Source organism: Kutzneria viridogrisea DSM 43870 (genome assembly GCF_000525635.1).
In the GTDB taxonomy this organism is placed as follows: domain Bacteria; phylum Actinomycetota; class Actinomycetes; order Mycobacteriales; family Pseudonocardiaceae; genus Kutzneria; species Kutzneria viridogrisea.
Genome location: NZ_CP007155.1, coordinates 1,647,794 through 1,666,669 on the forward strand (window position 1 = coordinate 1,647,794; position 18,876 = coordinate 1,666,669).

The following is an 18,876-nucleotide window of genomic DNA, read 5'->3' on the forward strand; positions in this document are numbered from 1 at the left end:
GTGGCCGAAGGCGAAGCACGCATTGATGCAGAGGTGGGAACGCTCAACGAGCCCGCCTGGCATCTGCGTTGGCGTGCCCCGGAACTGAGTCTGGTGCTCAGTGAACGGGCCGCCGCGCTTGCCGCAGGTCGTAGGGACGAGCCAGAGCGGTTGAGGGCGGAAGCCCTGGCGGTGTTCGCCCTCAACCGCCTTGACCGCGGAGTGCAAGCGGCAGAGCGTGCCGTTGCGGCGCTCAAGGCGGCCGAGTCAGCAGGCGACGACGAGTTGTGTTGGCGACTGCGGATCGAGCTTGCGGCGAGCGCTCGCGCTGCGGGTGTGCCACTCACCGGCTTCGGAGTGCTCAAGCCAGTCCTGCAAGCCGGGGGCGCGGCAGCGGAGATCCGTGCAGCCGCGCTGGTTGGGCTGAGTGACTGCCTGGTAGTCATCGGGCGAAGCAAGGAACTCACCGAAGCGCTGGACGAAGCTGATCGGCTCTACACGGAAGACACGCAGCTCGATACGGACACCAAGCTGCTCTCACGAGCCTTGCTGCGCGCGTCGGCCGCGCGTCAGCACCGGCGATGGGGCGATCTCAAGGCCGCGGTGGAGTCCGCCCGGGACGGGCTTGGTCTCCTCTCGCAACTGACGGACAATGCTGCTGACTCCGGATACGTCGTTGGCAGGCTGGTCCTGGAGTTGGTTTGCGGGCTCATGGACTCCGAACAGGTCGCAGAGGCGATCGACGCCGCGGCTCCCGTTGTGGACCAGCCTGTTCGCGCACCTGCAGCCGCTGCGATTGGCTGGCTCAAGCTTGCGCTCGCGACAAGGGTTCATCTACCTGCCGGCCGCTCGGAGATCGCCAACGACCTGTTGTGCGATGTCGCGGACAGCGCCGAACGGCATCAGCTGGACGCTCTCCTCTCGGAAAGTAAACTCGCCCTGGCCCACGTCCACGAACTCGCTGGGCGGCTGTCTGATGCGCTGGCCTGCCTGCGCAGCGCCCACGCGGCGGAACGCCGCAGGTCGCGGGCCCTTTACTCGGTTCGCGCCAAGCTGGCGGAGGAGTTCTCCACCGCTCACCGCGAGCCCACCGGCCTGAAAGAGCAGCTCTCATCGATCGTGCGCACGCCCGTCAGACGCGGGCAGCGGCCGCCTGACAGGGATGACCTGACTGGGTTGCTCAATCGGCGTGGGTTCAGGAGACAACTCGACGCGGTGGTCAACGGCGGGTACGTGGACCACGCTTTGACGCTCGTCCTGCTTGATGTCGATCCGGCAGCGATGTCGGGCTCCGGCAAACTGGATGAACAGGTCCTGCGCCAGGTCGCTGACAAGGTCAAGAACACGGCTCCGGACAAGGCGGCCGTGGGACGGGTCAGCGGTGACGAACTCGCCGTTCTGCTTCCGCACACCACCAGGGACCAGGCCCAACGGTGGGCTGACGAGTTCCGCTCCGAGGTCACGCCTGATCTGCCGGTGACTGTGCGAACAGCTGTCGCCGAATACCGGCAGGGCAGCGGTGGGGAAGCATTGCTCACTGATGCCGACCGAGCCTTGTCTGAGGCAAGGACTGAGCTCGGCGTGGGCAAGACTCCGCCCGATGTCGCGGGATCTCCTTCTGATGTGGAAGGTGCGGAGTTGCCCCGCAGGAGGGCTCGTACTCCCGAAGAACCTGCGGCTGGGTTGTCCGCTGCATGGGCGCAGGCTGCTGATCGGTGGCGAGGACGGGGCACGGACTCGGCTGGCCAGCCCGACCAGATCGTGGCGAAGGCTGAAGCCACCACCGGTATGTTCTCCGACGACACGACGTCAGGCGAGCGGAGCAGGCCGTCGGCGCAGAATGGTCTGGCGGCATTCTTCAGGACAGTTGGCGAGCAGCCCGAGCAGCCCGCTCCGGCAGTTGACGCACCTGCGCCTCAGCACACGGGAGGGCGAAGGCGGGCTGAGGATCGGGTAGCCGCTGCTGAACCTTCGTCGAGGCACGCGACGGATGATCCGAATCGGCCCAGTCTTGCGTCGCTCGCTGAACTACTCGCAGCGGCCAGTGGAACCGGTGGGCGACGAAGGGCTCCGGAGCCGTCTGAGCCGCCCACAAGTGCCGAAAGCGAAGTCCCGACGAGGAATCAGTCGAGTTCAGGTCGCAGGCGCAAGAGCGACACCGACAGCCCTGAGGTCGCCGGCGACGAAGTCCAGTGGAAACTGCAGGCACCGACGGCCAGCAAGTCGACTGTGCCGCCCTCCTCCTGGGTGACGGAGCCTGATGCACTTCGGGTGCCCGAAGCAGAACCTGCGGCACAGGCGGTCACTGATTCCTGGCCGACCACCCCGGAGCCTTCGGCTCCCGAACTCTCGCCGCAACCGGTCACGCTTCCGTCCGGCGAGTCCCCTGGGCCGGTCTTGCCGGACTGGGGCAGCTCCGAGGCAGCCACGGTGCTCTTTGACACCAGCGCTCTGGGGGCCGTCCCGCCTGCGAGTCCGACCTATGACTTGGAACCTGAATGGCGACCGGAACCTGAGGTATCGGCACCTGGGGTTGAGCCTGCTGCCGAACAACGTGAAGAACCCTCATCCAGTGGTCGGCGATCCCGGTCCGAACTGGCCGACCTGCTGGCGGAGGCACTCGTCGCCTTCGAGTCCACGCAGCACGAAGAGGAGAAGAAGGAGCAGGCCCGAGAGGAAGCCCGACGTCAGGAACAGCTACGCCGGGCTCAGGCGGAGCAACCTCGCCAACAGGTTCAATCGGACAGTTACGACTGGCAGCCCGTGTCGACAGGCAGGCGCGCCAAGCGTGAGGAAGAGCCTGGCGCGCAAAACGGTTCCGCTGAGCCGCCAATGCTGTCCGATTGGGTCTTCTCCGGTCACAACGGTGCCGCCTCGCCTGCTCGACCGGACTCCTCGGCACTCGACAGCTGGTCCGCGCCTGCCTTCGCTGATGATCACGACAGTGCTCCGAAGCGACGGCGGGAGCCCGAGCGTGACTGGTCGGAGTGGACCTGGACTCCGCCCGACCGGTGAGGCCGACAAACCGACCGGTCAGTAACCACGCGTGTCCCGTGGTGGCAGTCGTCACACGTTCGATTCAGCCTGCAACCCCTTGCGGTACCGGCATTCGTCCCCAACTAGGGTGAACGGTGGTCCCGGCGCACCGAGGCGCCGGATAGCGTGGAGTCGCCTGACATGACCTCGACTGGAGCCCCGTCCCGCCCTGCCGACGCCGATACCGGTGGAAGCCGCGAAGACCGGCTGGACAGTCCCGAACAGGTACGTGACGAACTGATCGCGGCAGCGATCGACGCCGCACCCGAACTCGCCGAACTGATCTCCCTCTACTACCGCTACGTCCCCGCTGAGGAAGTCATCGATGACGATCCCAGCGACCTGGTCGGAGCGGTCCGGTCGACCTATCAGCTCGCCGAGAGCCGCGTTCCTGGGCGTCCCGTCGTCCGCATCATCAACCCCAGCCGTGCCCAGGACGGGTGGAGCTGCCCGGTCACGGTCGTGCAGATCGTCACCGACGACATGCCCTACCTGGTCGACTCGATCACGTCGGCGCTGATCCGCAGCGGCATCCAGGTCCACCGCGTGGTGCACCCGATCGTCGTGGTGCGCAGGGACGTGGCCGGTGCACTGCACGAGGTGCTGCCGGACGCGGACCCCGCGGCACCGCCGAAGGACTCGCTGGCCGAGTCCTGGATGCACGTCGAGGTCGACCTCATCACCGACGCCGAGCGCGGTCGCGAGCTGGAGAACCGCCTCGTCTCCGTGGTCAGCGACGTCCGGGAGGTCGTCGAGGACACCGACAAGATGGCGGGTACCGCGCGCCAGCTCGCCGAGGAACTCACCCAGAACCCGCCGCAGCTGTCGGCCGACGAGGTCGCCGACGGTGCGAGCCTGCTGCGCTGGCTGGCTGAAGGCCACTTCACCTTCATCGGATACCGGCAGTACGAGCTGGTCGACGACCCCGCCGGTGGCGACGAGCCCGCGCTGCGCGCGGTGCTGGCCTCAGGGCTGGGCGTGCTGAGGCAGGACAGCCTCGCCGCCCGCAGCCTCACCGCGGGGCCGGACACCGCGGCGCACGCCCTCGCACCGGAGTTGCTGGTGCTGACCCAGGCCAGTGCGCCGTCCGCAGTGCACCGCTCGATGTACCCGTACTACGTCGGCGTGAAGACCTTCGACCCACAGGGCAAGGTCTCCGGTGAGCACCGCTTCCTGGGGGTCTTCACCACCTCCGCCCTGCACGAGGACGTGCTGGACATCCCGGTCATCAGCCGCCGGGTCCGCGACGTCATCCACCGCGCGGGCTTCCCGCTGGAGTCCTACTCCGGCCAGCGGATTCTGGAGGTCATCCAGAACTACCCGCGCAGCGAGCTGTTCTCGGCGGACACCGACACCCTGTACGACACCGCGACGGGTGTGCTGGCGCTGGCTGAGCGGCGGAGGCTGCGCCTGTTCCTGCGTCGCGACCCGTACGGTCGTTTCTTCTCCTGCCTGGTCTATCTGCCCAGGGACCGCTACACGACGACCTCCCGGCTGGCCATGCAGGAGGTGCTGCTCGACGAGCTCCGTGGCAAGAACCTGGAGTACAGCGCGCTGGTGGGGGAGAGCCCGCTCGCACGTGTGCACTTCGTGGTGCACACCGAGCCCAGCGAGCTCGTCGAGCCGAACGCGGCGCACATCCAGGCCCGTCTCGGTGAGGCGGTGCGCAGCTGGGACGACCTCATGGCCGAGGCGATCCTGGCCGAGCACATCGACGAGAACACGGTGCAGAGCCCGCTGGGCGCGGAGTCGGCCACCGAACAAGGGCAGCGCTTCGCGACAGCTTTCCCGGAAAGCTACAAGGAAGACTTCACCGCGGCCGAGGGCCTGGCCGACCTGCGCCGGATCCAGTCGCTGGCCGAGGGCGACCTGGACATGTCCTTCTACATGCCGGTCGACGCCGAGCCCGGGGAGCGGCGGTTCAAGCTCTACCTGGCCGGCGAGCGGGTAACGCTGTCCGCGGTGCTGCCGGTGCTGCAGCGCATGGGCGTGGAGGTCGTCGACGAGCGGCCCTACGAGATCCAGCGCGAGGACGGCACCCAGTGCTGGATCTTCGACTTCGGGCTGCGCATCGAGGCAGCCGCGCTGGAGCGACTGGCCACCGCGGACCTGAACACGGTTCGCATCCTGTTCCAGGACGCCTTCGCGGCGGCCTGGAAGGACGAGGCCGAGGTCGACAGCTTCAACGCCCTGGTGCTGCGCGCAGGGCTGAGCTGGCGTCAGGCATCGGTACTGCGCGCGTACGCCAAGTACCTGCGCCAGGCCGGCACGCCGTACAGCCAGGACTACATCGAGGACGCGGTGCTGCGGCACACCGGTGTGGCCGCAGCCCTGGTGAAGCTGTTCGAGTCCCGGTTCGACCCGGCCCTGTCCGAGGACAGCCGGGGCGCGGTCACCGAGTCGATCACGGCCGAGATCACGGCGATGATCGACGAGGTCACCAGCCTCGACGCCGACCGCATCCTGCGCAGCCTGCTGGCGCTGATCACCGCGACGCTGCGCACGAACTACTTCGTCCGCGACGCGCAGGACGCGGTTCGCCCGTACCTGGCGTTCAAGCTCGACCCGAGGGCCGTTCCGGACCTGCCCGATCCCCGGCCGCGCTTCGAGATCTTCGTCTACTCGACCCGGTTCGAAGGGGTCCACCTGCGGTTCGGGCCGGTCGCCCGAGGCGGCTTGCGCTGGTCCGACCGGCGTGAGGACTTCCGCACGGAGATCCTCGGCCTGGTCAAGGCGCAGGCGGTGAAGAACGCGGTGATCGTGCCGGTCGGCGCCAAGGGCGGGTTCGTGCTCAAGCGGCCGCCGGCTCCCAAGGGCGATCCGGGCATGGACCGCGAGGCCTTCCTGGCCGAGGGCGTGGCCTGCTACCGGATGTTCATCTCCGGCCTGCTCGACCTGACCGACAACCTGGACGCGGGCCAGGTCGTGCCCGCTCCGCAGGTGGTCCGGTTCGACGGTGACGACACCTACCTCGTGGTCGCCGCCGACAAGGGAACCGCGACCTTCTCCGACATCGCCAACGAGGTCGCGGGCAAGTACGGCTTCTGGCTCGGTGACGCCTTCGCCTCCGGCGGCTCGGTGGGCTACGACCACAAGCAGATGGGCATCACCGCGAAGGGCGCGTGGGAGAGCGTCAAGCGCGCCTTCCGCGAGCTGGGCGTGGACACCCAGACGCAGGAGTTCACCACGGTCGGTGTCGGCGACATGTCAGGGGACGTGTTCGGCAACGGCATGCTGCTCTCCGAGCACATCCGGCTGGTCGCCGCGTTCGACCACCGGCACGTGTTCATCGACCCGGTGCCGGTCGCGGCGTCCTCCTTCGCTGAGCGCAAGCGACTGTTCGAGTTGCCGCGCTCCTCCTGGGACGACTACGACCGCAACCTGATCAGCGAGGGCGGTGGCGTGTGGCCGCGCACCGCCAAGTCGATCCCGCTGACCCCGCAGGCCAGGGCGGCGCTCGGCCTTGGCGAGGACGTGGTGCACCTGGCGCCGACGGACCTGATCAAGGCGATCCTGCTCGCGCCGGTCGACCTGCTGTGGAACGGCGGCATCGGCACCTACGTGAAGTCCGCGGCCGAATCGCACGCCGAGGTCGGCGACAAGGCCAACGACGCGGTCCGGGTGGACGGCGGCGACCTGCGGGTGAAGGTCGTCGGTGAGGGCGGCAACCTGGGCCTGACCCAGCGCGGTCGCATCGAGTTCGCCCGCAAGGGCGGCAAGGTCAACACCGACGCGCTGGACAACTCGGCCGGGGTGGACTGCTCCGACCACGAGGTCAACATCAAGATCCTGCTCGACCACCTGGTCACCGAGGGCAAGCTGGAGCGGGAACAGCGCAACGAACTGCTCGCCGAGATGACCGACGAGGTCGGCGAGCTGGTGCTGCGCGACAACTACTGGCAGAACTCGGTGCTCGGCGTGAGCCGGGCGCACGCGGCGCCGATGCTCTCGGTGCACGCCCGGCTGGTCGCCGACCTGGCGGCCAACCACGGCCTGGACCGCAGGCTGGAGTCGCTGCCGACGATCGCTCAGTTCAAGGAGCTGGAGAAGTCCGGTCAGGGCCTGACCTCGCCGGAGCTGGCCACGTTGCTCGCGCATGTGAAGCTGGCGATCAAGGACGAGGTGCTGGCCAGCAGCCTGCCCGACTCCGAGGCGTTCGCCAGGCGGTTGCCGGAGTACTTCCCGACCAAGCTGCGTGAGCGCTTCGGCGACGCGATCTCCTCGCACCCGCTGCGCAAGCAGATCACCACCACGCTGCTGGTCAACGAGGTGGTGGACGGCGGTGGTATCTCCTACGCCTTCCGGCTCGCCGAGGAGGTGGGCGCCAGCTCCACCGACGCGGTGCGCGCCTACGCCGTGGTGACCAACGTGTTCGGCCTGCCCAAGCTGTGGCAGGAGATCGACGCGCTGGACAACGTGGTGTCCACGGAGCTGCAGGACGCCATGATGCTGGAGACCCGCAGGCTGCTGGACCGCGCTTCGCGCTGGCTGCTGTCCAACCGGCCGCAGCCGCTGGCGGTCGGCGCGGAGATCAGCCGCTTCTCGCGGGTGGTCGGCGAGCTCGCTCCGCAGGCGCTCACTCTGCTGCGCGGGCGGGAGCGTGAGCAGGTCGTCGAGCACGCGCAGCGGCTGGTCGCTGACGGCGCGCCGGTCGAGCTGGCTGAGCGCATCGCGGCGCTGCTCTACACCTACGGCTTCCTCGACGTCAGCGAGGTCGCCGAGCTGGCCGAGCGTGAGGGGCTGGGCGTGGAGCGCAGCCACCAGGAGGCCGGCGAGCTGTACTACGCCCTGTCCGAGCACCTGGACATCGACCAGATGCTCAGCTCGGTGAGCGCGCTGGAGCGCGGCAACAGGTGGCACGCGCTGGCCAGGTTGGCGTTGCGCGACGACCTGTACTCCTCGCTGCGGTCGATCACGCTCGACGTGCTGCGCAACAGCGACCCCGGCGACAGTGCCGAGGAGAAGATCGCCAAGTGGGAGGAGTCCAACGCCTCTCGCCTGGCCAGGGCCCGTGCCGCGCTGCAGGAGATCAGCCGGGTCGGCAAGCTCGACCTGGCCACGCTGTCGGTGGCCGCGCGTCAGGTGCGCAGCATGATCCGTTGAGCACAGCGGTGAACTGGTGCTGGGGGCACCACAGGCAACTCGCCTGTGGTGCCCCCAGCACCATGAGGGGCGGCAGCGGCACCGGAACCGCTGGGTAGGATCATCGGCTGCTGTCGGGCACAGTGCCGGGGAGGCGTTGTCGTTGGGTGTCTTTGTCGCGCAGGTGCGGCCGCGGTGGTCTGATATGGATGCCTACGGGCACGTCAACCACGCGAACACGGTGACCCTGCTGGAGGAAGCGCGGGTGGCCATGGTGTTCACCGAGGCCGCGCGGCAGGGCATCGAGGACATGACGCGTGGCATGGTCGTGGTCAAGCTGGCGGTGCACTACCGCGCGCCGCTGGTGTTCGACGGCAACGAGATCGACATCGAGATCTCGGTGCGTGAGCTGCGCGTCTCCTCCTTCGTGCTCGACTACTCCGTGCACAGGGGCAAAGCAGGTTGCTCCGACGTCGCGGTCACGGCGGAGACGTTGATGGCGCCCTACGACGTGGAGCAGGGTAGGCCGCGTCGGTTGAGCGAGGCCGAGCGGGACTTCCTGGCCGGCTGGCATTCCGGAGGAAGTCGTGGCTGAGCTGGTGTTCGCCGACCCGTCCGAGCGGGACGACCTCGGTGCCTTCGTCGCGCGGGCGGTGCGGTTGGACAACCAGGGCGTGGTGCGGCTGCGGGCCAGGGACGCCGACACGGTCGACGCCTGGGTGTCCACGCCGTTCGACGTGCTGGCGACCAGGACGGTCGCGGGCAGCGTCACGCCCACCGACGTGGCCGTGGCGGGCAGCGAACTGTTGTCCGGGTTGGCGATCCTGCGCGGTGACCGGGTCGACCCCGGTGCGCCCAAGGACCTGCTCTGGCGCACCGCGCTGCCCCCGGTGGAGGGCTGGAGTCAGGTCGACGACCTGCCGGTCGAGGTCGTCACCGAACTGGCCGATCGCGGTGTCGCCCTGGCCAAGGAGAACACCGGGCCGCACGGGACGCCGCCCGCCTCGCTGATGGACCAGACCGTGCTCACGGTCAGCGGCAGCGGATTCGACGTGAAGGTCCCGCTGCGCTGCCTGTTCGCGCTGTCCGGCATGGGCTTCCTAGGCGGCGCGGACACCACGGGCATCGTCCGGGTGACCGCGACCGACTCGTGGCTGCGCATCGACGCGAAGTTCGGCGCGGTGGTGCGCCGCAGGCACGCCCTGTTGCCGCTGCTGGTGTGAGGCGGCTCAGCGCAGCATGAACTCGGCGACCCGCAGTGGGCGCTCGACCACGCGCACGTCGCCGATCCAGCCGTGGAAGCCCTGGTCGACGGTGCGGTCGTAGTCGTACGCCCCGAGTAGCCAACGACCACCGGTACGTGGCGCGGCGATGCCCGCGGCAGGGGTCTTCGGGTTGCGCAGCACAGGGCAGCCGTCCACGTACATCGTGGTGTGCCTGCCGTCGTTGACCAGCGCCACGTGCCACCACTTGTCCAGCGGCAGTTCGTGTCCCCAGTTGGTCGAGATCGCGTTCTGGTTCAGCGGGAAGACCGCCCACTGGAAGCCCGCGCCGTCGGAGATCGCCAGGGTCGCCGCGGGCTCCTTGGGGTCGTCACCGGTCTTGCCCGCGTCGGCACCGCTTCCCAGCCGGGAGAACACGCCACACCATGCGTGCTGCCCGTCCTTGAAGTCCGCGGGCAGCTTGACGAACGCCTCGATGGTGTAGCCGCGGTCGAAGGTGGCGGCGTTGAGCGGTGCGCTGGCGACGGTCCGCAGGTACGCGCCGCGGCCGGGGTTCTTCGAGCCGGTGAAGCGCAGGCTCGCATGGGCGGGCTGACCTTGGTGGAACTCGCCCGACCACACCAGCGCGGACTCGTCGCTGCCCGGCAGCGTCACCCGGGTGAGGTCGTTGCCGCGGCCGGTGAGGTCGCGCACGGTGTCCGTGTCGGCCAGCGGCGTGCCCTCCGGTCGTCCGGTGTCGAAGCGCCAGTACGCCACCGTGCCGGGGACGAGCAGTTCGCGGGCCGGGCGCGGTTGGGGCGCGGGCTTCGGGGCGAACCCGCTGAACCGCCGCGTGAAGTCGATCGGCACGGTGAAGTAGTTGACCGGACCGCTCAACTCGATCTCCAACCGGTTCAGTTCGTTGAGCCGGTCCGAGGCGCGTTCGAGCAGCCAGGGTGACACGGTGCGCACGTCGATCACGTTACGGGCGAGGTCGAACCGGTAGAGCCGGATCATCGCGCTGCCACCGTAGTAGCGGTCCTGGTAGTTGGCGATGTGCACGTGCACCTCGTTGCCCGCCCTGTTGCGCAACACGGTGCGGCCAGGCGGCCAGTAGTGCCCGTTGAGCGTCAGGAAGATCTGGTCGTGATCGTTGATCAGTTCGTCCCACAGGCGCCTGCCGAACTCCGACACGGTCGCCTGGCCGGCGTCATCGGCGTAGGCGAGTTCGTGCGTGGTGAGGATGACCGGGGTGCGCGGGTGCTTGCCGAGCACGTCCCGAGCCCAGGCGAACCCGGCCGCGGACGGGCGCCAGTCCATCGCCAGCACGAGCCAGTCCTGTCCGGCGGCGCAGAACACGTGGTAGCTGTTGTAGCCGTCCTTGCTGGCACCGCGGAAGGTCGGTGAGGTGCGGAACCGCTGCGGACCGAACGTCGCCAGGTACGGGGTGGTGCCGCGCTGGTCGTCGGTCGAAGAGTTCACGTCGTGGTTGCCCGCGAGCACGCTGTACGCGGCGCGCTGCCTGTCGAGTGCCCGGAAGGACTGGCCGATCTGCTCGATCTCACCGGGCTGGCCGTGCTCGGTGAGGTCGCCGAGGTGGCACAGGAACACGATGTTGTCCTCGCTGCCACCCAGCACGTACCGCAGCGAGGCGTCCAGCGGTGCCGAGTCGCCCCGGTCGGCGTCGAACAGGTATTGGGTGTCGGGCATGACCACCACGGTGAACCTGGGATCGTCCGGGTCGGGCTGCCAGCTCAGCGGGCTCGCGCCCGCCGGGGCCGCGGTCGCGCCGAGGGCGCTCGTCGCGGCGACCCCGGCGCCGAGCAGGCCAGCACCGCGCAGGAACGTTCTCCGGCTCGCATCGCTCATGGCGCGCAAGCTACTTGGCCGGTGCCAATGGTCCCGGAACGCGCGGTAAACCTTTGCTGTCGGTCAGACCAGCCAGACCGCGGTGTCCGGGGGCAGGTGGTCCCCGGCCATCGGACCGCTGGACAGCAGCACCTCGCCGGGCGGCAGCGGCACCGGGGCGCCGCCGGTGTTCAGCGCGCAGATCAGGCCCCCGCCCTTGCGGCGGAACGCGAAGCAGCCGGGCGGTGCGCCGTACCACTCCAGGTCCTCACCGGCGAACGCCTCGTGCGTCTTGCGCAGCTCCACGGCGTGCCGGTAGAGCGAGAGCATCGACTCGGGGTCCTCCAGCTGCGCCTCGACCGTCAGCCCGGCCCACTCGTGCGGCATCGGCAGCCAGGTCGCCTCGCCCGAGGAGAAGCCGAACGGCGGCCGATCGGACTCCCACGGGATCGGCACCCGGCAGCCGTCCCGGCCGCGCTCGGCGTGCCCGGACCGCGTCCAGATCGGGTCCTGCAGCGCCCAGTCCGGCAGCTCCACGTTGGGCAGCCCGAGTTCCTCGCCGTTGTACAGGTACACCACGCCGGGCAGCGCCAGTTCCACCAGCGCCATGGCCCGCGCCCGCCGACGCCCCGTCTCGCCCTCGCCGTAGCGGGTGGCGTGCCGTACCACGTCGTGGTTGGACAGTGTCCAGGTGGGCGGCGAGTCGACGTAGGTCACCGCCGCCAGCGAGGACTCGATCGCCTGCCGCACCGAGTCGGCGTCGAACTCGGCCTCCACCAGGCGGAAGTTGAAGCCCAGGTGCAGCTCGTCGGCGCGCAGGTAGCGGGTGAACCGCTCGTTCTCCTTGACCCAGATCTCGCCGACGGCCATCGCGTTCGGGTACTCGTCGAGCACCTTGCGGATCATGCGGTGGATCTCGTGCACACCCTCGTCGTCGAACCGGGGGTCGAGCACGTTGTCGTGCAGCACCCCGGCGCCCTGGCCCGCACGCGGGTCCATGTCCGGCAGGCCGTAGGGCTTGGACATGCCGTGCGCCACGTCGATGCGGAACCCGTCCACCCCGCGGTCCAGCCAGAACCGCAGCGTGCGCTCCAGGTCGGCGCGCACCTCGGGGTTGGCCCAGTTCAGGTCGGGCTGCTCCGGGGCGAACAGGTGCAGGTACCACTGCCCGTCGGGCAGCCTGGTCCACGCCGGGCCGCCGAAGATGCTGGTCCAGTTGTTGGGCGGGGCGGAGCCGTCGTTGCCCCGGCCCTCGCGGAAGTGGTACCGCTCCCGCTCAGGGCTGCCCGGGGTGGTGCGCAGCGCGGCCTGGAACCACTCGTGCTGGTCGCTGGAGTGGTTGGGCACCAGGTCGATCGTGATCCGGATGCCCCGGCTGTGCGCGTCCGCGACCAGCCGGTCGAACGCGGCCAGGTCGCCGAACAGCGGGTCCACGTCCCTGGGGTCGGCCACGTCGTAGCCGTGGTCGGCCATGGGGGAGCGGTAGAACGGGGTCAGCCACAGCGCCTGCACACCCAGCAGCTCCAGGTAGCCCAGCCGGGCCCGGATCCCCTCCAGGTCACCGACGCCGTCGGCGTCGGAGTCGGCGAAGGACCGGACGTACACCTGGTAGAACACGGCATCACGCCACCAGGCCGACTTCTCGGCGATCTCCGTGGGAAGGTCAGCGGATCGTCGCACGAAGAGTCATCCTGCCACTCGTCAGGGAGCGGTTGTCCCCATATGGGTTACGCCAGCGGGAAAACAGTGCTCAACCGTGCAGTGATGGTTCTCACCGAGCCGATCTTCACACCCAGCTGTTGACCATGCTGTTGGCGGCCATCTCCAGGTACTCCCACAGTTGCTGCCGCGCGGGCTCGGCCAGACCGGCCTCGTCCACGGCCACGCGCATGCAGCGCAGCCAGGCGTCGCGCGCCAGGGGGCCGATCTGGAACGGGGAGTGCCGCATCCGCAGGCGTGGGTGCCCGCGCTGCTCCGAGTAGGTGTGCGGGCCGCCCCAGTACTGCATCAGGAACAGCAGCAGCCGCTCCTCCGCGGGCCCGAGGTCCTCCTCGGGGTACATCGGGCGGAGGATCTCGTCCTTGGCGACTTCCTCGTAGAAGCGCGCGACGATGCGGCGGAAGGTCTGCTCGCCGCCGACGGCCTCGTAGAAACTCTGCGGCGTCACCACGTGCCCAATCCTCGCATCCTCGCGGTCCAGGTCAGAACCCGAGGTCGACGTTCTTGGAGTCCTCTCCACCGGACTTGCTGGCCCGCGCGGGCTGCGGCTTGGGCGGCTCGGGCTCGCCCAGGCTCTGGTGGCGCACCACCGGGGGCTCGATCCCGGCCGCCACGAACGCCGCCATGACCCGCGCCCGCAGTGTGCGCTGGGTGGCCCACTGTCTGCCGGGCCGGACCTTCACCGTCAGCCGCAGCGTGATGCTCTCCGGGGTGACCTTCTCCACGCCGAGCACCTGAGGGGCCTCCAGCACGTCCTCGGACAGCGGCTCCTGGGCGACGGCCTTCTCCGCGACCTCGCCGAGCACGTCCAGCGCCTGGTCCAGGCTGCCGTGGTGGCCCAGCGGCACGTCCACCACGGCCACCGCGAAGCCCTGGCTGGAGTTGCCCACGCGGGCCACCTCGCCGTTGCGGACGTACCAGACGGTGCCGTTGACGTCGCGCAGGGTCGTCACGCGCAGCCCCACCGACTCCACGGTGCCGGTGGCCTGCCCGACGTCGATCACGTCGCCGACCCCGTACTGGTCCTCCAGCATCATGAAGATGCCGGACAGGAAGTCGCGGACCAGGCTCTGCGCGCCGAAGCCGACCGCGACGCCCACCACCGACACCGAGGCGATGATCGGGGTCAGCGGCAGGCCGAGCACCTGCATCGCGGTGATGAAGGCGACGCCGTAGACCAGCAGGGTGGTCACCGACTTGAGCATCGAGCCGATGGTCATGGCCCGCTGCCTGCGGCGCTCGGACCGCTGCACGCCCACCGCCTGCGGTGCCCGCTCACGCAGCGGGCGCAGCAGCGGCGGGATCTCGCCGGTGCCCTTGGTCAGCTTGTCGATCGCCCGGTGGACGAGCGCACGCACCGCCAGGGCCACCGCGAGGATGACCACGATCTGAATCGCACCGGTGACCAACGACGGCCAGTTGTCGGCGAACCAGTTCGCCGCTAACACCACGTCGTTGCCCTGCCCGCTCATGTGCTCAGTGCCTCCAGGTCCAGACCGACTGCGTTGGCGAGGAAGCCGAGTTCGTCCACGGCAAGGCGGACACCCCTGGACAGCGAACGACCCGCGTGACCGACCTCGGTCTCCCGGCGGATCAGGACGGGCCGCTTGGTGGGATCCCCACTGGTCGCGTGCTGCAACGCGGCGCACATCTTGCGCGCGTGGTTGGGATCAACCCTGCTGTCGGACTCGAACACGGTGAACAGCACTGTCGGGTACTCGACGTCCTCGCAGACGCGATGGTACGGGGAATAAGCCAGCAGCCAAGCCAACTCCTCGGCCACCGAGGCGCTGCCGTACTCCTCCGCCCACAGCCTGCCCAGCAGAAACCGCTCGTAGCGCACCATGTCCAACAGTGGCGCGGAACACACCACGGCGCGGTACAGCTCCGGCCTTTGGGTCAACGCCGCGCCCACGAGCAGTCCGCCATTCGAACCACCCATGATCGCCAGTTGCTCGGGAGTGGTCCAGCCGGTGCGGATCAGGTGCTCGGCGGCGGCGTGGAAATCGTCGAAGACGTTCTGCTTGGCCTCGCGCATCCCGGCGCGATGCCACTGCTCACCCTCCTCGCCGCCGCCGCGCAGGGAGACGACCACCCAGACACCGCCCGCCTGCACCCAGGCCAGGGCGGAGCTGTTGTAGCCGGGGCGGCGGCTGACCGCGAAGCCGCCGTAGCCGGTCATCAGCACCGGGCGGGGCTGGTCGGGGTGGCTGGAGCGGGAGATCACGAACATCCGCACCACGGTGCCGTCGGCGGAGCGGTAGGCCAGCTGCTGGGTGTGCACGTCGGGCACCGCCACACTGCCCGGGGCGGCGGCCCACAGCGTGGTCTCCGCGGCGCCCAGCCGGAACGCGCGGACGCAGACCGGGGTGGTGAAGTCGGTCCAGCCCAGCCACAGCGTGTCGGCGCCGGACGGGGTGTGCGCGTCGACCACGGACAGCCCGTGCACCGAGCCCGTGCTGGGCAGCGGCACAACGCCCTCGTGCGCGCCGGTCTCCGGGATGTGCAGGTGGAGCTCGGAAACGGCGTGGCGCGTGCGCAGCAGCACCAGACGAGCGTTGTGCGCGTGCACATCACCGAGGAGGTGCGCGTCGTTGAGGACGGAGTCGTCCTCCTCCGGTACGAGCTCGGTCCACGCCTCCGGGGTGGGGTGCTCGGGGTCGGCGACGCACAGCCTGCCGCGGGGCGCGTCCAAGGTCGTGAGCAGGTACAGCCGACCGTCGGCGGCCACCCAGGCGTCACAGCGGGCGCCCGCGGAGTCCGAGAGCACCTCGCGCATGGCCGGCGTCTCCTGGTGCAGGTCGCAGATCCACACGGCCTCGCGCTGCGTCGTGCCCCGGCGGCCGTCGACGACCAGCCAGCGCCCGTCCTGCGAGGTGCTCACCCCGAAGTAGTAGGTGGGGTCCATGCCCTCGCCGTGCACGACCACGTCGGTGGACGGGTCGGTGCCCACCCGGTGCCGCCAGACCCGGCGGTGGAACAGCTCCTCGCCCTCGGGTACCTGGTCGGCGGGGACCTGCCGCACGTAGAAGAACTCGGCCCCTCCGGGCAGCCAGCCGATCGGGCTGTACCGGCAGCGGTCGATCGGGCCCTCGACCAGCTCGCCGCTGTCCACGTCCAGCACGTGCAGCAGGGAGTGCTCGTTGCCGCCGACCGACACCTGGTAGGCCAGCAGCGTGCCCTCGCGGCTGGGCGACCAGGTGTCCAGGGTCGTGCTGCCCGACTCGTCGAGTGCGGCCACGTCGATCAGGACGCGCTCGCTGCCGTCCGCCTCGCGTAGCCACACCGAGGGGTGCTCCTCGCCGGGGGCACGGCGGGTGAAGAAGGCCCGCCCCGACCGCCAGACGGGCACGCCCACCGAACCTGCGCGCAGCAGTTCGTGCAGCCGCGACTCCAGGGGCTCGCGGCCAGGCAGCCCGGACAGCCAGGCCCCGGTCAGCGCGTCCTGGTCCTGGGACCAGTCCACGGTGCGCTGGTCGGCGGGGTCCTCCAACCAGCGGTAGGGATCGGCGACCGGGTGGCCGTGCAGGTCTTCGACCAGGTCGAGGCGCGGTGCCTTCGGGTAGGTCACGATGCCGGGGAGAGCCTTCGTCATCTTCGGAAGGGTAGCCACCTAAGTGAAAACGATCGCCGTTAGGGCTCGGTTCAGCAGGGTTTTCGCGACGGGTTCATGACATGTCGGTTTTCTTATGACGCAGAGCGTGGACTTCGGGCACCTCCAGCGTATAGGGCCTCTGACCTGCGGGTTTGCGTCCGATAGCGTCCGTTGCGTTTCGCCCCGGTTCGACGTCAGACGGCCTGGAGACGGCCTAAGGTTGGCCTGCCGCCGAACGCTGTCGGCGCCGTACGGCCGGTGCGTTCGGCGGCTGACGGTCGGCTGCGGTCGGGTGCTGGCGGGGGCCTGGCGGTTGGCTCGGCGGCGTGGGACGAAGTAGAGGGGGCTGAGTTGGTGGCGCGGCCACAGAACGAGCTGGTTGGGGCTGGGCCTGCGGTCGATGCGCACTTGCTGCCTCCTCGGTGAGCTGGGCAACGGGGCTGGAGTGCTGAGGAACCCTTGCCCGTCCCCTTTCCCTTGCCCATGCCGAAGTTAGTGCCGGTCCGGGAGTGTCAAGGCACTCTTTCCCGCCTTGACACGGACGGGCCGGTATTAAAAAATAAAAAGGCGAGGGTGGGGTTTTTAATCTTTAAGCAGGTGCATTCGCTGGTAGATGCGTTGTTCACGGAACAAGGTGAGCGGGTCGCATAAGGGTGACGGGGCGGTGGAGCGTCCGAATCGGTGACGATTCGGGCGGGACACTGTCGCGTCACCCAGCGGCATTACCACAGCGGGCTACTCCAGTGAGAGTGACGGGTCCGGCTGAACAGGGCTGAGGTGGATGAACTCGATGCAATGCACGCTGGGGAAGCCATCGAGCTCGACTATCGCAAAGGGTTCATGGATTCCGGGGACATCTATCATGGTGTCCATTACTGTGCCGTCCATGCCCTTGAACTGGCCTCCGATGACGTGTACTCGGTCGTCTTCCTGGGGGTTGTAACGTGGGTCGCTCATGGCGTGGCAGGCTATGCCTGTTGGTGCAGCGTGGAGGCGTTTGTGGCTGTCAATGGCGCGTTCTGGCCATGTTGTCCGAGTTGAATCGGACTGTGGGCTGCGTCGCCAGCGGTGGCGCTTGCTGGCGTGCGCGTTGGGAGGGCCGTGCCGGAAGGGCTGCCGACGCCCGTGCGGAGCGGAAGGGCGGAAGGCAAGCCCTTCCGGGCTGTCGGCCCGGCCCTGCGCTGCCAGGGTGAGTGCGCGCCGCCGCTGGCGGCGCCTTGATCCCATAGAGCCAAATTCGGCAACGTGTAGCTAACGGAAGTGCACAGCTCGTCAGACCTCACTCGGCGGTATCCACGACCATCTTTCATCTTCTTCTTAGTTCCTATGCGGCCGGTGAGTGGGTGCTGCGTCTCACTTTCGGATCTCAGTACCTGCGGCCTGAACAGACTTCGCCTGCGGTCGCTATACCCTAAATGGGTGTACTGACTTATTTTGGAAGCCTGAATGTCGTAGCATTCACTCAGAAAGAATCTTGGAGATAGTTAGGGATGGTGCGTAGTTTGAAGATGAGGTCAGCATTCCGCCGTTTTGCCCTATTTTTGGCAGGGTTGGTCGTCGGTGCGCTTGTAATTGGGTTATCTGGAGTTCTGGGAAGCTTTGATTCTGGCTGGTGGTCATCAACTCTTGGAAATGCTGGAGTGACGATACTTCTAGCTGTCCCGGTGGCGATATTTTTGCAGCGCTTTAGTCGTGAGATTGGTGAAACTAATGCCAAGGTCGTCGAGTTGGCAAATTCGGTAGATCAAACTGAGCGGAGAATGCGGGATATTCAAGAGGAAGTGAAAGCGGCAACTTTTCAGGAGCAAGAACGGGTGGGAAATCTGTACTCTCGGCCAGGACGTGCGCTTGATTACACTGCTACTGACTTGGTCGATTTACTGAGAGAAGCGACAGAGTCTGGACTAGTGAGCAAGCGAGGAATACGTGTCAATTTCAATGACGGTCCCTACGTTCTAGTCTTCCAGTTCGACTCTGAGCAAGTGATTATCTCTGTGGCGGAGGCGTTTGGTTCTGCCATTTTTCGTCATCGCTGCGCAAAGGGGGCAAATCTCGTCGAGATCCTCGCGAAAATTAGTACAGAGATTTCTGGGCGTGGTGGTGGCCGTTATGATCCACTCTTGCCGTTAGAGGTTCTTGGCTCAAATCTTCGAATTCTTCGCCTTATGCGTGAGCGTTCGTATCCTGGCGAAGTCGATTCGGTTATTCAGCTGCTACCTGACGGATGGTATGTAACTGACAGTGCTCTGGCACATAGTGATCCCGTGTATTCAATCGGAAAAGAAGCTTTGCTTAATGAAGCTGAAAATTGGGAGCGGCACCTGAGTAAAAAAGCATGGATAAACATGAAGCCGATGGAAAACGCCTTGCTGAACGCAAGATTTCTTCTGGGGAACGGGAAATAGTGGTTTGTGC

At 67.9% G+C, this 18,876-nt stretch carries 11 protein-coding genes; 5 read left to right on the forward strand and 6 right to left on the reverse strand.

What is annotated here, in order from left to right:
• The 4 genes from KALB_RS45115 to KALB_RS07430 all read left to right on the forward strand — a co-directional run bounded on the left by KALB_RS45115 (position 1) and on the right by KALB_RS07430 (position 9,320).
• The gene (locus KALB_RS45115; RefSeq protein ID WP_148309388.1) at positions 1-2,994 is read left to right on the forward strand and encodes a GGDEF domain-containing protein; all 2,994 of its coding nucleotides are present in this window, start codon (positions 1-3) and stop codon (positions 2,992-2,994) included.
• Between the two features lie 162 nt (positions 2,995-3,156).
• Complete coding sequence (locus KALB_RS07420) at positions 3,157-8,118, forward strand: NAD-glutamate dehydrogenase (RefSeq protein WP_025355091.1); 4,962 nt, start codon at positions 3,157-3,159, stop codon at positions 8,116-8,118.
• Between the two features lie 184 nt (positions 8,119-8,302).
• Positions 8,303-8,692 carry an acyl-CoA thioesterase gene (locus KALB_RS07425; protein ID WP_042220286.1) on the forward strand — a complete coding sequence of 130 codons (390 nt, stop codon included), beginning with the start codon at positions 8,303-8,305 and terminating at the stop codon, positions 8,690-8,692.
• The gene (locus tag KALB_RS07430; RefSeq protein ID WP_025355093.1) at positions 8,685-9,320 is read left to right on the forward strand and encodes a DUF8010 domain-containing protein; all 636 of its coding nucleotides are present in this window, start codon (positions 8,685-8,687) and stop codon (positions 9,318-9,320) included. Before KALB_RS07425 ends, KALB_RS07430 begins: the two co-directional genes overlap by 8 nt.
• 6 nt (positions 9,321-9,326) lie before the next feature.
• Here the strand turns inward: KALB_RS07430 and KALB_RS07435 are convergent, their stop codons facing one another.
• The 6 genes from KALB_RS07435 to KALB_RS46360 form a co-directional block, all read right to left on the reverse strand.
• On the reverse strand, positions 9,327-11,168 hold the full coding sequence (locus tag KALB_RS07435) for a LamG-like jellyroll fold domain-containing protein (RefSeq protein WP_025355094.1): 1,842 nt from the start codon (positions 11,166-11,168) through the stop codon (positions 9,327-9,329).
• A gap of 63 nt (positions 11,169-11,231) precedes the next feature.
• Positions 11,232-12,827, reverse strand: a complete 1,596-nt coding sequence (locus KALB_RS07440) for a glycoside hydrolase family 13 protein (protein WP_030111191.1) — start codon at positions 12,825-12,827, stop codon at positions 11,232-11,234.
• A gap of 106 nt (positions 12,828-12,933) precedes the next feature.
• Positions 12,934-13,317 (reverse strand): globin, encoded by a 384-nt coding sequence (locus KALB_RS07445; protein WP_025355096.1) that lies wholly within the window; start codon positions 13,315-13,317, stop codon positions 12,934-12,936.
• 31 nt (positions 13,318-13,348) lie between these two features.
• Entirely contained in the window at positions 13,349-14,338 is a 990-nt protein-coding gene (locus KALB_RS07450; RefSeq protein WP_025355097.1) for a mechanosensitive ion channel family protein, read from the reverse strand.
• Positions 14,335-16,461 carry a prolyl oligopeptidase family serine peptidase gene (locus KALB_RS07455; protein ID WP_025355098.1) on the reverse strand — a complete coding sequence of 709 codons (2,127 nt, stop codon included), beginning with the start codon at positions 16,459-16,461 and terminating at the stop codon, positions 14,335-14,337. The genes KALB_RS07450 and KALB_RS07455 overlap by 4 nt, the downstream gene beginning before the upstream one ends.
• 735 nt (positions 16,462-17,196) lie before the next feature.
• On the reverse strand, positions 17,197-17,418 hold the full coding sequence (locus tag KALB_RS46360; RefSeq protein ID WP_148309389.1) for a hypothetical protein: 222 nt from the start codon (positions 17,416-17,418) through the stop codon (positions 17,197-17,199).
• A 551-nt stretch (positions 17,419-17,969) separates the two neighbouring features.
• On the opposite strand from KALB_RS46360, the gene KALB_RS46365 reads away from it, so the two are divergent.
• Positions 17,970-18,866: a hypothetical protein gene (locus KALB_RS46365; protein WP_148309390.1), complete on the forward strand. Its 897-nt coding sequence runs from the start codon at positions 17,970-17,972 to the stop codon at positions 18,864-18,866.
• Positions 18,867-18,876: the final 10 nt, after the last annotated feature.

Excerpts from the sequence above, each read along its gene's own strand:
- KALB_RS07420 (WP_025355091.1), top strand. The coding sequence starts at position 3,157 with ATGACCTCGACTGGAGCCCCGTCCCGCCCTGCCGACGCCGATACCGGT.
- KALB_RS07455 (WP_025355098.1), bottom strand. The coding sequence starts at position 16,461 with ATGACGAAGGCTCTCCCCGGCATCGTGACCTACCCGAAGGCACCGCGC.
- KALB_RS07450 (WP_025355097.1), bottom strand. The coding sequence starts at position 14,338 with ATGAGCGGGCAGGGCAACGACGTGGTGTTAGCGGCGAACTGGTTCGCC.
- KALB_RS07435 (WP_025355094.1), bottom strand. The coding sequence starts at position 11,168 with ATGAGCGATGCGAGCCGGAGAACGTTCCTGCGCGGTGCTGGCCTGCTC.
- KALB_RS46360 (WP_148309389.1), bottom strand. The coding sequence starts at position 17,418 with ATGAGCGACCCACGTTACAACCCCCAGGAAGACGACCGAGTACACGTC.
- KALB_RS07425 (WP_042220286.1), top strand. The coding sequence starts at position 8,303 with ATGGATGCCTACGGGCACGTCAACCACGCGAACACGGTGACCCTGCTG.
- KALB_RS46365 (WP_148309390.1), top strand. The coding sequence starts at position 17,970 with ATGAGGTCAGCATTCCGCCGTTTTGCCCTATTTTTGGCAGGGTTGGTC.